12 protein-coding genes are annotated in these 13,491 nt (G+C 64.3%); 1 reads left to right on the top strand and 11 read right to left on the bottom strand.

Features of this window, described 5'->3' with window-relative positions; all coding sequences use genetic code 11:
* Position 1 precedes the first annotated feature (1 nt).
* The 9 genes from CMO28_RS24435 to CMO28_RS24395 form a co-directional block, all read right to left on the bottom strand.
* On the bottom strand, positions 2 to 1,351 hold the full coding sequence (locus CMO28_RS24435) for a spinster family MFS transporter (protein WP_296718367.1): 1,350 nt from the start codon (positions 1,349 to 1,351) through the stop codon (positions 2 to 4).
* A gap of 330 nt (positions 1,352 to 1,681) precedes the next feature.
* The gene (locus CMO28_RS24430; protein WP_296718365.1) at positions 1,682 to 2,221 is read right to left on the bottom strand and encodes a flavin reductase family protein; all 540 of its coding nucleotides are present in this window, start codon (positions 2,219 to 2,221) and stop codon (positions 1,682 to 1,684) included.
* 101 nt (positions 2,222 to 2,322) lie between these two features.
* Positions 2,323 to 3,453 (bottom strand): 3,4-dihydroxy-2-butanone-4-phosphate synthase, encoded by a 1,131-nt coding sequence (gene ribB / locus CMO28_RS24425; RefSeq protein WP_296718362.1) that lies wholly within the window; start codon positions 3,451 to 3,453, stop codon positions 2,323 to 2,325.
* A gap of 32 nt (positions 3,454 to 3,485) precedes the next feature.
* Positions 3,486 to 5,321: an AMP-dependent synthetase/ligase gene (locus CMO28_RS24420; protein WP_296718360.1), complete on the bottom strand. Its 1,836-nt coding sequence runs from the start codon at positions 5,319 to 5,321 to the stop codon at positions 3,486 to 3,488.
* Positions 5,322 to 5,379: 58 nt separating this feature from the next.
* Positions 5,380 to 6,168 (bottom strand): enoyl-CoA hydratase/isomerase family protein, encoded by a 789-nt coding sequence (locus CMO28_RS24415; RefSeq protein ID WP_296718358.1) that lies wholly within the window; start codon positions 6,166 to 6,168, stop codon positions 5,380 to 5,382.
* A 28-nt stretch (positions 6,169 to 6,196) separates the two neighbouring features.
* Positions 6,197 to 7,336, bottom strand: coding sequence for an LLM class flavin-dependent oxidoreductase (locus CMO28_RS24410; protein ID WP_296718316.1), 1,140 nt, complete (start codon positions 7,334 to 7,336; stop codon positions 6,197 to 6,199).
* A 143-nt stretch (positions 7,337 to 7,479) separates the two neighbouring features.
* Positions 7,480 to 8,250 carry a creatininase family protein gene (locus CMO28_RS24405; RefSeq protein ID WP_296718312.1) on the bottom strand — a complete coding sequence of 257 codons (771 nt, stop codon included), beginning with the start codon at positions 8,248 to 8,250 and terminating at the stop codon, positions 7,480 to 7,482.
* Positions 8,243 to 8,968, bottom strand: a complete 726-nt coding sequence (locus tag CMO28_RS24400; RefSeq protein WP_296718310.1) for an enoyl-CoA hydratase/isomerase family protein — start codon at positions 8,966 to 8,968, stop codon at positions 8,243 to 8,245. The genes CMO28_RS24405 and CMO28_RS24400 overlap by 8 nt, the downstream gene beginning before the upstream one ends.
* Positions 8,969 to 9,336: 368 nt before the next feature.
* Positions 9,337 to 10,170, bottom strand: a complete 834-nt coding sequence (locus CMO28_RS24395) for an undecaprenyl-diphosphate phosphatase (protein WP_014745545.1) — start codon at positions 10,168 to 10,170, stop codon at positions 9,337 to 9,339.
* Between the two features lie 341 nt (positions 10,171 to 10,511).
* Here CMO28_RS24395 and CMO28_RS24390 point away from each other — a divergent pair, with 341 nt between their 5' ends.
* The gene (locus tag CMO28_RS24390) at positions 10,512 to 11,198 is read left to right on the top strand and encodes a helix-turn-helix domain-containing protein (protein WP_062761046.1); all 687 of its coding nucleotides are present in this window, start codon (positions 10,512 to 10,514) and stop codon (positions 11,196 to 11,198) included.
* An 80-nt stretch (positions 11,199 to 11,278) separates the two neighbouring features.
* Here the strand turns inward: CMO28_RS24390 and CMO28_RS24385 are convergent, their stop codons facing one another.
* On the bottom strand, positions 11,279 to 12,433 hold the full coding sequence (locus tag CMO28_RS24385; RefSeq protein ID WP_062761048.1) for an ABC transporter permease: 1,155 nt from the start codon (positions 12,431 to 12,433) through the stop codon (positions 11,279 to 11,281).
* Positions 12,430 to 13,428 carry an ABC transporter permease gene (locus tag CMO28_RS24380; protein WP_014745542.1) on the bottom strand — a complete coding sequence of 333 codons (999 nt, stop codon included), beginning with the start codon at positions 13,426 to 13,428 and terminating at the stop codon, positions 12,430 to 12,432. Before CMO28_RS24380 ends, CMO28_RS24385 begins: the two co-directional genes overlap by 4 nt.
* Between the last annotated feature and the right edge of the window lie 63 nt (positions 13,429 to 13,491).

The following is a 13,491-nucleotide window of genomic DNA, read 5'->3' as shown; positions in this document are numbered from 1 at the left end:
GTCAACTGACGATGTCCTGATGGATGCTCTTTCGCGCCGCCAGAAAGGCCGTGGCGGCCACGATGAAGACCACCGCGGTGCTGATCAGGGCCCAGCGGATGGCATCACCGGAGCCGAGCGAGGGGGCGAGAAAATCGCTGAGCAGGCCGACCGACAGCGGCCCGAGACCAAGCCCGATCAGATTGGCGAAGAACAGGAAGATGGCGGTGGCCGTTGCCCGGCTGCGCGGGCGGACCAGGCTTTGGACCGTCGCGAAGATGGGGCCGTAATAGATGGATTGCAGCATCATGGGCAGGCTCAGAAGGCAGAGCGCCGCCAATGTATTCGACGTGAGATAGGTTGCGAGCAGCGCAAAGGGCATGCAGAGCGCCGCCACGGCGGGAATGGTGGCATAGGCATTCAGGTTGCGGCGTACGGCGCGGTCGGTGACCCAGCCACCCAGCCAGGTGCCTGCCGCGCCGAAGATGCCGATGATCAGCCCCAACGCCGTGCCGAGAAAGCCGGTGGCGCCCAGCTGAAGACCGGTGAGGTCGTTGACCGCAGCGGCGAGGGTGACCAATCCCTCGGCATGGTTGCGCAGGTAATGGGAGCCCAGAAATCCGAGATTGCTGTAGGTCCCGAAACTCATCGCGACCATGGCGATCGTCAGGCAGATATAGGTGCGGTTCCTGCCGAGTTCGCGCAGCGCGTCCCTGAGGGGGGGCGTCGTCTGCACCTCTTTCGCGGCAAAGGCGGATTTGCGTGGCTCAGGCAGGGTAAAAAACGCGAGAAGCCCCAGAATGATGCCGGGCACGCCGACCAGGGCGAAGGAGGCGCGCCAGCCGAGCTGGTCCGCGATCAGGCCGCCGACCATCATGCCGACCAGCGAACCCGCCGGAATGCCCATGGAAAAGAAGGCCAGCGCCGAGGCCCGCTTCTCTCTGGTCGTGTAATCGGTGATCAGAGACTGAGAGGCCGGGGTGCAGCCGGCCTCGCCGACGCCGACGCCGACCCGGGCGAGGAACAGCTGGGCGAAGTTCTGGGCGACGCCGCAGAGGGCTGTGAAAAGGCTCCAGGTGATCGCTGAGAGCGCGACGATCCTGGCCCGGTTCGCACGCTCTGCCCATCGCGCGATCGGAAGGGCCAAAACCGCATAAAAGAGGGCGAAAGACAGCCCGGTCAACGATCCCAGCTGCCAGTCCGCAAGGCCCAACTCGCGTTTGATCGGCTCCGCCAGAATATTGACGATCTGGCGATCGACGAAATTCAGCATGTAGATGAGGAACAGCATCGTCAGGGCATACCGCCGATGGCGGGTCGGCGTGGATGTCAGCGGCGGCGCCGACACCTTTGTGGTTGCGTCTTCGATCATCCTGCAGTCTCCAAAAGGACCGGGCATACGCGGTTGTGCCGGGTCGGTTTCGGTCGGAACCCGGTATCGGGCAGCACGCAGTGCTCACGTTCCGCTCCCGGAGGAGGCGACGTGGGCGAGCAGGGCAAGGGGCTGGTCCATATCGACGGGGAGCGTCGGACAAGCAGCATCGAAGGGGGGAGGGGGCGATATGGGGGAGGAGGGGGCGATGAGAGGGTGGGCGAGACGGTGCGGCGGGGATCAGCACCGCGCACGCCACCCTCTCTCCGGATCCGAGATGTCCGGAAAGCCTGTCTGCGGGACGGTTATGGTGCAGGGTCGGGAGAGGGGTTATTTCCCAGGGACCGCGAGGTCGAAATATTCCAGGGTTCCGAATCTGCCCGCGGCATAGATCAGGGAGCGTTTGTCAGGGTTATGGCTCTGCGCGACAACCGCACCCATGATGATGGTATGTGTGGAGACCTGGAGAGTGTCTTCTATCCTGCAATCGAAACTACAGACCGAGTGCAGAAGAACCGGCGCGCCGGTGGCCAGATCGTGCCAGTCGACGGGGGTGAAACGCGATGCGCCCTTGCTGCCGTCCATCGCGGCGAAGCGTTCCGCCAGCCGGACCTGATCGGCGGCGAGCACGTTCCAGGAAAAGGCGCCGGTGCGGAGAATGACGTCATGCGCCTCGGCATTGCGGTTGATGCAGGCAAGAACCATCGGCGGCTCGACGCATAGCGAGGTGGCGGCGGTGACGGTCAAACCACGCCTGTCGGCCCCCTGGCCCGAGGCCACGATGGAGACCGACCCGGCAACGGATCTGAGGAGCGTTCTGAAGGCCGCCGTCTCCACATGTTTCAGAACGGCATGATCGTGCGCGGACATGCTGAGCCTCCCACAAGGCGATGGAATGACATGCTGTCGACCCGATCGTGACTGCGGACACGGCCGTTCAGCATGGGTGCGGGATGTCGGGTGAACCGGCTTCACGGGGTGGCGGTGGCGACCGGCAGTGTCCGGCGCTCCACGATGTTCAGGCCATAACCCCTGAGGGCGACCGGGGTGTGCTCCGAATTGGAGAGAAGGATCATGTCGTGAATGCCCAGCTCGGCCAGAACCTGGGCGCCGATGCCATAATTGCGCAGCTCGGTCTTATCCACGATCGGCTCACCCGACTTCACCCGAAGAAGCTGCGACATCGGCAGATCGCGGCTGAACAGCACGATGACGCCGCGGCCTTCCGCGGCGATGTCGGCCATGGACCGGGCGACGATATCGCTGCGATCACCGGTCTGGCCCAGCACGTCCGACAGGACGTCCAGCGGGTGCATGCGCACCAGGGTCGGCCGCGCGTCGATCACGCCCTTCACCAGCGCGATCGCTTCCGTCCCGGTCGCCGTGCTGCGGAAGGTGATGGCGCTCCACGTGCCGCCCCATCGGCTGTCGAATTTCGCCGTGACCACACGTTCGACATCATGATCATGGCGGCGGCGATAGGCGATCAGGTCGCGGATCGTGCCGATCTTGAGCCCGTGACGGCGGGCAAAGGCGATGAGATCGTCGAGACGGGCCATCGTGCCGTCTTCCTTCATGATCTCGCAGATCACGCCGGAATGGTTGAGGCCGGCCAGCCGGGCGACGTCGACCGCCGCCTCGGTATGCCCGGCGCGGACCAGCACGCCGCCCGGTCGGGACACCAGAGGAAATATGTGGCCCGGGGAGACGAGATGTTCGGAGCCCCGGGCGGCGTCGATCGCCACCGCCACGGTCCGCGCCCGGTCCGCTGCGGAAATGCCGGTGGAAACCCCCTCGCGCGCCTCGATCGAGACCGTGAAGGCCGTCGCGTGCCGCGTGCCGTTCTCGGCGCTCATCAGTTTGAGGCCGAGCTGATCGACCCGTTGCTTGCTGAGCGCCAGGCAGATGAGACCCTTGCCATGTGACGCCATGAAGTTGATCGCCTCGGGCGTCGCCATCTGCGCCGGAATGACGAGATCGCCCTCGTTCTCCCGGTCCTCGTCGTCGACAAGGATGAACATCCGACCATTGCGCGCCTCGTCGATGATCTCTGCCGTCGAGGACAGGAACGGATGGCGTGAGGTGCAGGACAGCATTGTCATGACAATCCTTCGAGCGGCACGATGCGACCGCGTCATGTGTTCGAGAGGGCGCTGCGGATCAGGCTGTCTTCGGAATGGTCATAGAGAGAATCGATGAGGTCCTTATAGCGTTCGTTCAGGACCTTCCGCTTCTTCTTCCTGGTGGCAGTCATCACGCCGTTCTCGGCCGTCAGTTCCTCGGGGAGGATCCGGAACGACTTGATCTGTTCGACAGGCGCCAGTCTCTGGTTCGCCTTGGCGACTTCGCCCTCGATCAGGCGGATGACGGCTTCCGACGAACAGAAATCCGAATATGTGTTGATGGCCTCGCCGCGGTCTTTTGCCCAGTCGGCGGTCGCGATGTGGTCGACCTCGATCAAGGCCACGAGGTATTTGCGCCCGTCACCGCACACCGCCGCTTCCGAGATGTACGGACTCTGGCGCAATTCATTCTCGATCTGCGCCGGGCTGATCGACTTGCCGCCGGAGGTGTTGATGATTTCCTTTTTCCGATCAATGATCGCCAGCAGGCCGTCCGGGCGAAGTTGAACGACATCACCTGTGTGCAGCCATCCGTCACGGAGCGCCTCCAGCGTCTCCTCGGGCTTGTTCAGATAGCCGATGAACAGACCGGGCCCCGCGACCAGCATTTCGCCGTCGCCGGCGACCCGCGTCTTCCAGCGGGGATCCGCGATCGGCACGCCGATCGTGCCGGGCGTCGACCAGTCGCGCATCTGGGCGACATTGGCCCCGACCAGTTCGGTCTGGCCATAGGCTTCCTTGAGATTCACACCCCATGTCTGCCAGAGCTTCATGACGTCCGGCGGCATCGGTGCGGATGCGGTATAGGGAGACGTCAGCTGGTCGAGCCCGATCTCCGCCAGAAGCGGCAGAAAGATCTGATCGCGACAGGTGGCGAAAAGCGCCTGGAGAAACGGGTCATCGGGGCCGTCCGCCTGGCGATCCGCAAGGGCCTTCTGTGCGATCGACATCGCGAAGTGATAGGACGTCTTCCGTGCCGACGAGGATGCATTGATCCTGCTGACCAGTTCGGCGGCATAGCGTTGATAAAAACGCGGCGGCGCCATCCAGTAGGTCGGTTTCACGTCCTGAATGGTCGCCGCGAAGTCGGCACCGGTCTCGCCGAAATAGGGCGTCACCCTGCTGATGAGGGGAAAGACGATCCCCTGTCCGAGCCCCACGACATGAGAGAGCGGGAGATGGACGACAACCCGCTGGGGGTCGCGGTAGAGGGCCGGGCAATAGCTTCGGGTGGTCGCGGCCCCCTGGATCAGCGACCGGTGGGTGAGGATCGCGCCCTTGGGATTGCCGGTCGTCCCCGAGGTGTAGACGATGCAGGCATTGTCGCCGGGACGTGCCAGGCCGGCCTGATCGTCGAGCAACGCGGCACAGGCCGAAGCCGGCGCGGAGAACTGCGACAGCGTCACGATGTTGCAAAGGGACGGAACCGTGGGATCGAACACCACGATCTTTTTGAGCGTCGCCGCCTGCCGGCTGCGCAGGAGGACGTCGAGTTCCTTCTCGCCGGCAACGAAGACGAATTTGCTGCCGGAGTCTTCCAGGAAATATTCCACCTCCTCTGTCGACGAGGTGAAATAGATCCCGACCGCCACGCCGCCGGAACAGGCCGTCGCCATGAAGGCGATGACCCATTCCTGCGAGACGTCGCCGATGATGGCGACGTGGTCCCCTTTCTGCAGGCCATGATCCAGGAGGGCACGCGACAGGCAGGCGACCTGCCTTGCATAGTCATCCCAGGTCGAGGCGTGCCACGAGCCGGCCCGCTTCTGAAAGAAGGCGACGTCCTTGCCCATTCTGTCGCGGCGGTCACGAAGCAGCGACGGCAGCGTCCCGTCTTCGGGGGGCATCGGTGAAGGAGCAGTGGCAGAGGGGGCAGCTGGAGAAAACGCGTGTGGCCCGCCCATGTCAGTAGCCACCTTCTGCGAAGCGCTTGCGCTTCTCGCGGAACGTGGAGACGGCGTCTCTGCGCTCAGGGCTGTTGAAGGTGAGCATTTCGAGCGCCGCAGCCGTGTCGAGGTTCAGATGAACCTGATCCTTGATCAGCTTGTTGACGGCGTATTTGGTCCAGACGATGGCGTCGCGTGGGCCGGATGCCAGCATCTCTGCATAGCGGATCGCATGCTCGACGACGGTGCCTTGCGGTACCACCTTGTTGATCATGCCGGCCGCTGCCGCGTCCTCCGCCGAAATGAAGTCGCCGGTCATCAGATAGTGTTTCGCCCGGACCGGCCCCAGAAGGAGCGGCCAGATCACCGCACCGCCATCTCCGGCAACCACGCCGGCCGTCACATGGGTGTCGGCGAAGCGCGCGCCGGGTTCTGCGAAGACGACATCGCAGAACAGTGCGAGCGTGGCACCAAGGCCGACGGCAACCCCGTTCACGGCGGCGATCAGCGGCGATTCCAGTTCGAGCATGTTGCGGATGAGATGACGCCCGGAGCGGGTGGCGGAAATCGTTCCCACGTCGTCGTCGAGCGCGTTCTGATCGCCGCCTGAACAGAAGCCCCGCCCCGCACCGGTGAGCACGATGGCCCTGACGGCCGGGTCGTTGTCGAGATCGGCGAACACCTCTTCCAGCGCGGCGTGCATCGGCCAGTCGATGGCGTTCAGAATTTCGGGCCGGTTCAGGGTGATGACGGCCACGCCGCTCGCACGCTTCTCGACGAGCAGGCCCGAATAGGTCTTGTCGGTCATGAGACTCTCCAGATCGGTCGGCAGGCTGTCAGGCCGAAGGGCCGGTCTTGCGCATCATGCGAATCCGGTCGAGGATCTCGTCCGTCGGGCGCACGACGTTGTTCCGGTCATTGAAGTGAGGAATGACATAGCGGCCGACCAGCTCGATCGCTTTCATGATCTCGTGATGCGAAACCGAGTCGATGTGGAACAGAATTTCTTCGGCGCCGGCATCGATGAACCGTTCCAACTGACGGATGACCGTATCCGGGCTGCCGCAGACCAGGCTGGCCGAGTCGTTCAGGAGATAATTCCAATCGGTGGCCGCGCGCTGGAGGGCTTCCAGCCCTTCACCCATATAGGCGTAGTCGTCCGCGATCTTGGCGAGCCGGGGATAGGCATCGGTCGAGATCCGGGCGTAGTGCATCAGCGGCTCGGCATAGATGTTCTTCGCCGCCTGATCGGTTTCGGCGATGCCGAGGAACACCGGCATGCCGAGACGCGGACGGTCGAGGGGACCGTTAGGATCCCGGCGCCAGTTCGACCGATAGGCTTCCACCATCTTCGCCTGCGCCTCCCAGCCCTGATAGAGCGTGTGGCTGAGGACCGCGAGCCCCTGATGGGCCGCCCAGACGTGACTGCGCTCGCTGGTCGCGGCGATGCCCATCAGCGGATAGGGCTTCTGGAGCGGCTTCGGGACCAGCATGCGGGGCGGAACCTGGTAGTGCTCGCCCTGGAAGGTGAAGATGTCCTTGCTGAAGGCTTCGCGGATGAGCGCGATCCCTTCTTCCATCTGCGCAAGGGTTTCAGCAGGCTCCACATTGAAGGCCCGCATCGCGATCGTGGTGTTCGCACGGCCGCAATACAACTCCATGCGCCCGTTGGACAGGATGTCGGTGACCGCGGCACGCTCTGCCGTGCGCAGCGCGTGATTGATCTTCTTCGGCATCAGCGAGACCGCCGGCCGCAGCCGGATCCGGGACGTGACCGCCGCGAGGTAGCCATAGACGACCTCGGGCGCGGAGCTGGAAATCCCGCCCAGTGCGACATGCTGTTCGGACAGGCTGACGATGTCGAAACCCATCTTCTCGGCGAAGACCGCTTCCTTGACAAGCTCATGAAGCCGGCGCGCATAACTCTGGCCGACCAGAGTTTCCTGCTCGGACCAGAAGCCGAACTTGACTGCCATTTTGGGATGCCCTCTCGGGTTTGTTTGGAATACCCCTCTAATGACTGGAAGCTTGTCACGAAGCCCGCAGCAGAAGCTGCCGAAGATCCGCGAGGTTTGCCGGGTGTTCGGAATATTGTTTGGCGGGCGGAGGATCGGCCCGGTTACGCCCGATCGCCTTCGGAAAAGCCCGCGACGAGGAGGGCGGCGATCCGCTCGATGCAGTGCCTGCCGATCGCTGCCGAGGATCCGTCGGGGTCGCCCAGGATGCCGTTGGGGCTGACGGCCGCAAGCCCGTCGCGCCACATCAGTTCCAGATCGCTCTGCGACAGAAGACCCGGTTTTCCGGCTTCGTACTTCGCGGTACGCACCCGCTCGGGGTGGATATCGAGCATCAGCGAGGTTTCGGCGATATCCGCATGACCGCCCACCCTGATCGGCTCACCCCCCGCTTCTTCGACTGCATCGCGCCACCGTTCCAGCCAGGCCCTGGAATCGGTGAATGCCGAGACGCGGCAGGAGGCGGGCACGGCCGATCGCAGCCGGGGCAGCATGCCGGCCAATGGCGGGAAATTGCCGACATGTGCCGAGAAAATGAGAATGCGGTCGAAGCCGTGCCGCGCCAGACTGGTGCAATAATCCCGGCAGATCATTTCGAAGGTGCTGTCCTGCAGCGAGATCGTGCCGGGAAAGGCGAGATGATGGGAGGAGCAGCCGACCCTTATGGTCGGCGCAACCAGCGCATCTCCGATACCCTTGGCCACCAGGACGGCCAGGTGTTCCGCATGGTCGGCGTCGACGCTGAGGGCCAGGTGCGGCCCGTGCTGCTCCACCGCGCCGCAGGGGATGACGATGGTCCGCATGCCGTTTTCGACGGCACGGGCGACCTCGGGCGAGGTCATGAACTCAAGCCGGAGATGATCGCCGTCAATCATGGGTCTGCCTCGCCTTGCGCTGGAGGAACCGTTCGCGCGCCGCGGCGGTCTCCGCGCGGCTCAGATAATCCTGCATGTCGCTGAGGGTGCGCGCTTCGAGCTGCGCGTCGGTCATGAGGGGCGCATCGTTGAAGGTCCGCTTGATCGCGGCGAACAGATGCATGTCCTTGAGACGAAGGGCGTCGGCCATGACGCGGGCCCGATCCTGCACATCCTGCGACGGAACGACCTCGTCGACGAGGCCCATCGCCTGCGCCTCGGGTGCCGAAACCAGTTCGCCGGAATAGAGGAGCCGCTCGGCCATCCGACGCCCAAGGCGGTTCATCGCCTGGCGCATGCCCTTCGCCGCCGGAAGCAGGCCATGATTGATTTCGGGGAAGCCGAACCGGGCGTCTTCGCTCGCCACGACGTAATCGGCGTACAGCACCAGTTCCAGCGCGCCGCCCACCGCATAGCCGTTGACGGCGCAGAGCAGCGGGCAGCGATAGTTCTCGAGCACGGTCAGCAGATGGTGGAAGACGCGCATTCTGGGCAGCGCGATGTCCGCCTGCGTCTCGATTTCGCGTATGTCGCCGCCGGCACTGAAGAAGCGCTGACCGGCCCCGGTCAATATCACGGCCGGTGCCTCGGCCTCTTCCCCGAAGCGGACGAGGGCGTCGGCCAGGGCCTGGATCAGATCCAGGGTGAGCGCATTGGCGGGCGGCCTGTCGATGGTCATCCGGACCAGCGCCGGGGATACACGATCGATCCTCAGCATGTCGCATCCTTTCACGTCAGCATGTTCAACCCGGCCTCGTCATCCCGGCGATCGTTCACCATCGGCATGCGGGGCCTGCCTGCTGACGCGACGTTAGCGCGGGCGCCTGAAGGGGTTCTGCCGAAGACGCGTCATGCGCGCCGGCCTGAAAGAACATCGTGGCGTGACGGTGCGGTCCGGCGGTGGTCCATGCCGAATGCGCCTTGGGTGATGCCCGCAAAAGAAAACTCGGGCGATGCCCGCAAAAGAAAAGCGGAACCTGCTCCCAAGCGCAGGTTCCGCTAAAGCCGTTTGAAAACGGAGAGGCCGCCGGGGCGGTTCGGGAGGTGTCAGAGGTCGGTGACGCTGGTCCAGTCGATCCAGCCGAACACCCAGGTGGCCAGGATGAACAGGCCGAAGGCGATGCGATACCAGGCGAACACGGCATAGCTGTGCTGCCCGATGAATTTCAGCAGGCCGCGCACCGCGATCATCGCAAAGATGAAGGAGGTGACGAAGCCGATCGCCAGCACGCCCAGATCACCCGCAAGCAGGGTGGAGCCGTGCTTGAGGAACATGTAGACGGTGGCGCCGATCATGGTCGGGATGGCGAGGAAGAAGGAGAATTCGGTGGCCGCCTTGCGTGACATGCCGAAAATCAGCCCGCCCATGATGGTAGATCCCGAGCGCGAGGTGCCCGGGATCAGCGCAAGGCACTGACAGAGCCCGATCTTCAGCGCATCCGACCAGCGCATTTCCTCGGTGGAATTTGCCCGGACGCGGTGGTCCCGCTTCTCCGCCCAGAGGATGATCAGGCCGCCGATCACCAGCGCCGTTGCAACCGTGATCGGGTTGAACAGGTATTCCTGGATGATGTCGGCGAAGAGCAGCCCCAGAATGACCGCCGGGAAGAAGGCGATCAGCAGGTTGCGGGTGAAACGCTGCGCCTCGCGATCGCTGGGCAGGCCGGCGACGACATGGACGATCTTTCCGCGATATTCCCAGACGACCGCCAGGATGGCGCCGAGCTGGATGATCACGTTGAAGGCGATGGCGAAGTCGCCGCGGAAATTCAGCAGATCGGCGACGACGATCTGATGGCCGGTGCTGGAGACCGGCACAAATTCGGTCAGACCTTCGACAATGCCCAGAACCAGGGCGTCGACGGCATCTCCAAGGGTCACGGGGTAGCGCTCCGGAAAGGATGGATGCGGCGGGTGCGGCGACCCTGTTTAGCACATCAGCCGGTGCCAGATCATGATCCGATTGGGGTGCCAGCCCGGCGTTGCATGCAATGCCGGGGGACCGGAGCGTGACGAAACGTCACTCTGAAACCGTCCGCAGCCATGATAGATTTGATCTGCAACAAACACGCGGTCCATTAACGGTCCCGCAAAGGCGCCCGGCATATAACGGATGCGCCCCCAGACGATAAGGTCCGAGAGCCATGAACGACAGCCGCCTTCTGCCCAGTTCCGGACAGCCGCCTACGAGCTGCTCGCGTGTCGATTGTGATGCCTGCGACGTGCGTGCCCTGACTTTCTGCGGCGATCTCGGCCATGATGCGATGTCGGCGGTGGCGTCGATCGTGTCGCGGATCGAGGTGCCGGCCCATGCGCTGCTTGCCGAGGAAGGCGAGCGGTCGCCCTATGTGTACAACGTGACCGCGGGTACGGCGAAGCTCTATAAGAGCCTGCCCGACGGGCGGACCCAGGTTCTGGGCTTCCTGCTGCCCGGAGATTTTCTTGGCCTGGGCGACGACCGCCTGGGCGGTCTGGCTGCCGAGAGCCTGACCCGGGTGTCGGTCTGCCGCTTCCGGCGCCGGGATTTCGAAACCCTGCAGGAGCGGATCCCGGTTCTGGGCCGCCGTCTGCTGAGCCTCGCGCAGGACGAAATCGCCCGCTCGCGCGAGCAGATGTTGCTGCTGGGCCGCAAGAGCGCCCGCGAGCGTCTGGCCTCGTTCCTGCTGGGCCTCTATGACCGGCTGGAGGCACGTGGCGAGGCGAACGACCCGCTGCCGCTGCCGATGACCCGGACCGATATCGGCGACTATCTGGGCCTGACGATCGAGACCGTCAGCCGGACGCTCGCCGCCTTCAAGCGCGACGGCATCATCTCGCTGGATGGCGTCCATGCCGTCCGTCTGCTCGACCCCGAGCGGATGCGGTCGCTGGCGACCGGCGACGAAGCCGACCGCATGGCGGCCTGCTGATCCAGGCTGAACCCGCCTCCGACATGAAGAACGTCGGCCATCCTGTGGCCGGCGTTCTTTTTTGGGGGCCTCCAGGCTGTTCAGGTCTGGTAGGGGTCGGCCGCATCACGCAGCCCGTCGCCCAGGAAGTTGAAGGCAAGCACTGTCAGCACCACCGGCACCACCGGCAGCAGCAGCCAGGGATATTGGGTGACGACGTTGATGTCCTGGGCATCGTTCAGCAGCACGCCCCAGGAGATCAGCGGCGCGCGCACGCCGAGACCCAGGAAGGAGAGTGCGGTCTCGCCCAGGATCATGGCCGGGATGGTGAGCGTGGCCGAGACGATCAGATGGCTCATGAAATTGGGCAGAAGATGGCGCAGGATGACCCGCCTGGGCCGGGCGCCCATGACCACGGCGGCGGTGGCATAGTCTTCCTCGCGCAGCGCCAGAAGTTTCGAGCGCACCGCCCGGGCAAGACCCGTCCAGTCGAGCAGGCCCAGGATCACGGTGATGCCGATGAAGATCCAGAGCGGATGCCAGGTGACCGGCATGGCGGCCGACAGTGCCATCCACAAGGGCAGCTCCGGGAACGAGCGGATCACCTCGATCAGCCGCTGGATGCCGGCATCGACCCAGCCGCCGTAATAGCCCGAGAGCCCGCCGAACAGGATGCCCAGGGCGAAGCTGATGGTGATGCCGATCAGACCGACGGTCAGCGAGATCCGCGCACCTTCGATCACCCGCGAGAGCATGTCACGCCCCAGCCGGTCGGTGCCCAGCAGGAACAGCGTGCCGCCCTTTGGCGGACAGACCAGCCGGATATCCATCGGGATCAGCCCCCAGAGCCGGTAGGGCTCTCCCGAACAGAAGAAGCCGATCGGCAGCGGCCGCACCCGGTCTTCGGAATAGGTCCGGGTGAGGGTGTCCATGTTCAGCGCATAGCGGGTGCCATAGACGAAGGGGCCGACGAACTCGCCATTGTGGAACAGATGCACCGTCTGCGGCGGGGCATGGATGTTGTCGATATGGCGGGTGTTGGGGTTGTAGGGGCTCAAAGGCTCGGCGAAAATCATCACCAGATAGATGAAGCCCAGAAACCAGAGCGAGGCCATGGCGAGCTTGTGCCGGCGCAGCCGCCAGAACATCAGCCGCCATTGCGAGGCGAGATAGTATTTCTCCTGCGCCGGGGTCAGGACCTCGTCATGAACGGGGTCGAAGGGGGCGTGGGAGATGTAGCGATCAGGGCCGCTCATCGCGAACGTCCTCCGTCGAGGCGGATGCGCGGATCGAGCAGGGCGAGCAGCAGATCCGACACCAGCACGCCGATCACCGTCAGCAGCGCCATGAACATCAGGAACGACCCGGCCAGATACATGTCCTGGGTCTGCAGCGCGCGCAGCAGCATCGGCCCGGTGGTCGGCAGCGACAGCACCACCGACACGATCGCCGCACCCGAGACCACCTGCGGCAGCACATTGCCGAGATCCGCGATGAACGGGTTCAGCGCCATGCGCAGCGGATATTTGACCAGGATCTTCGCGGGATGCAGGCCCTTGGCACGCGCGGTGGTGACGTATTGCTTGCGCAGCTCGTCCAGCAGATTGGCCCGCAGCCGGCGGATCATGCCGGCGGTGTTGGAGGTGCCGATCACCACCACCGGCACCCAGAGATGCTCCATGACCGACAGGAACTTGGCCCAGCTGAGCGGCTGGTCGAGATATTCCGGGTCCATCAGCCCGCCGATCGAGGTGCCGAACCAGATGTTCGACAGATAGAGCAGCACCAGGGCCAGCAGGAAATTGGGGGTGGCGAGGCCCAGAAAGCCGACGAGGGTCAGGCCGTGGTCGAGCGCGCTGTACTGGCGGATGGCGCCATAGATGCCGATCGGGAAGGCGACGGCATAGGAGAAGATGATGGTGGCGAACGACACCAGCATGGTCAGCCACAGGCGGTCGCCGACCACCTCGGCCACCGGCAGCTGATATTCGAAGGAGTAACCGAGATCGCCGACCAGCAGGCCCGAGGCCCAGCGGATGTACTGTTCCCAGAGCGGCAGGTCGAGCCCGTATTCTGCGCGCAGAAACTCGATCTTGGCCTGGCTGGCTGCCTCACCCTGGGCCGCCAGCTCGGCAAGCTGCGTCGTCAGATAGTCGCCGGGCGGCAGCTGGATGATGACGAAGACCAGGATGCTGATCAGGATCAGCGTCGGTATCATCATCAGCAACCGCCGCGCGATGTAGGCGAACATCGCTTGCCTTGCTCCCCCTCCTGGATCCGCCGCGGGGTTCTGTGGTGCCCCTCAGCTGTCGCG

It is taken from the genome of Tistrella sp. (assembly GCF_002684955.1).
Taxonomy (GTDB): domain Bacteria; phylum Pseudomonadota; class Alphaproteobacteria; order Tistrellales; family Tistrellaceae; genus Tistrella; species Tistrella mobilis.
The sequence above is the reverse complement of the archived record's forward strand: the minus strand, read 5'-3'. Positions and strand labels throughout refer to the sequence as shown.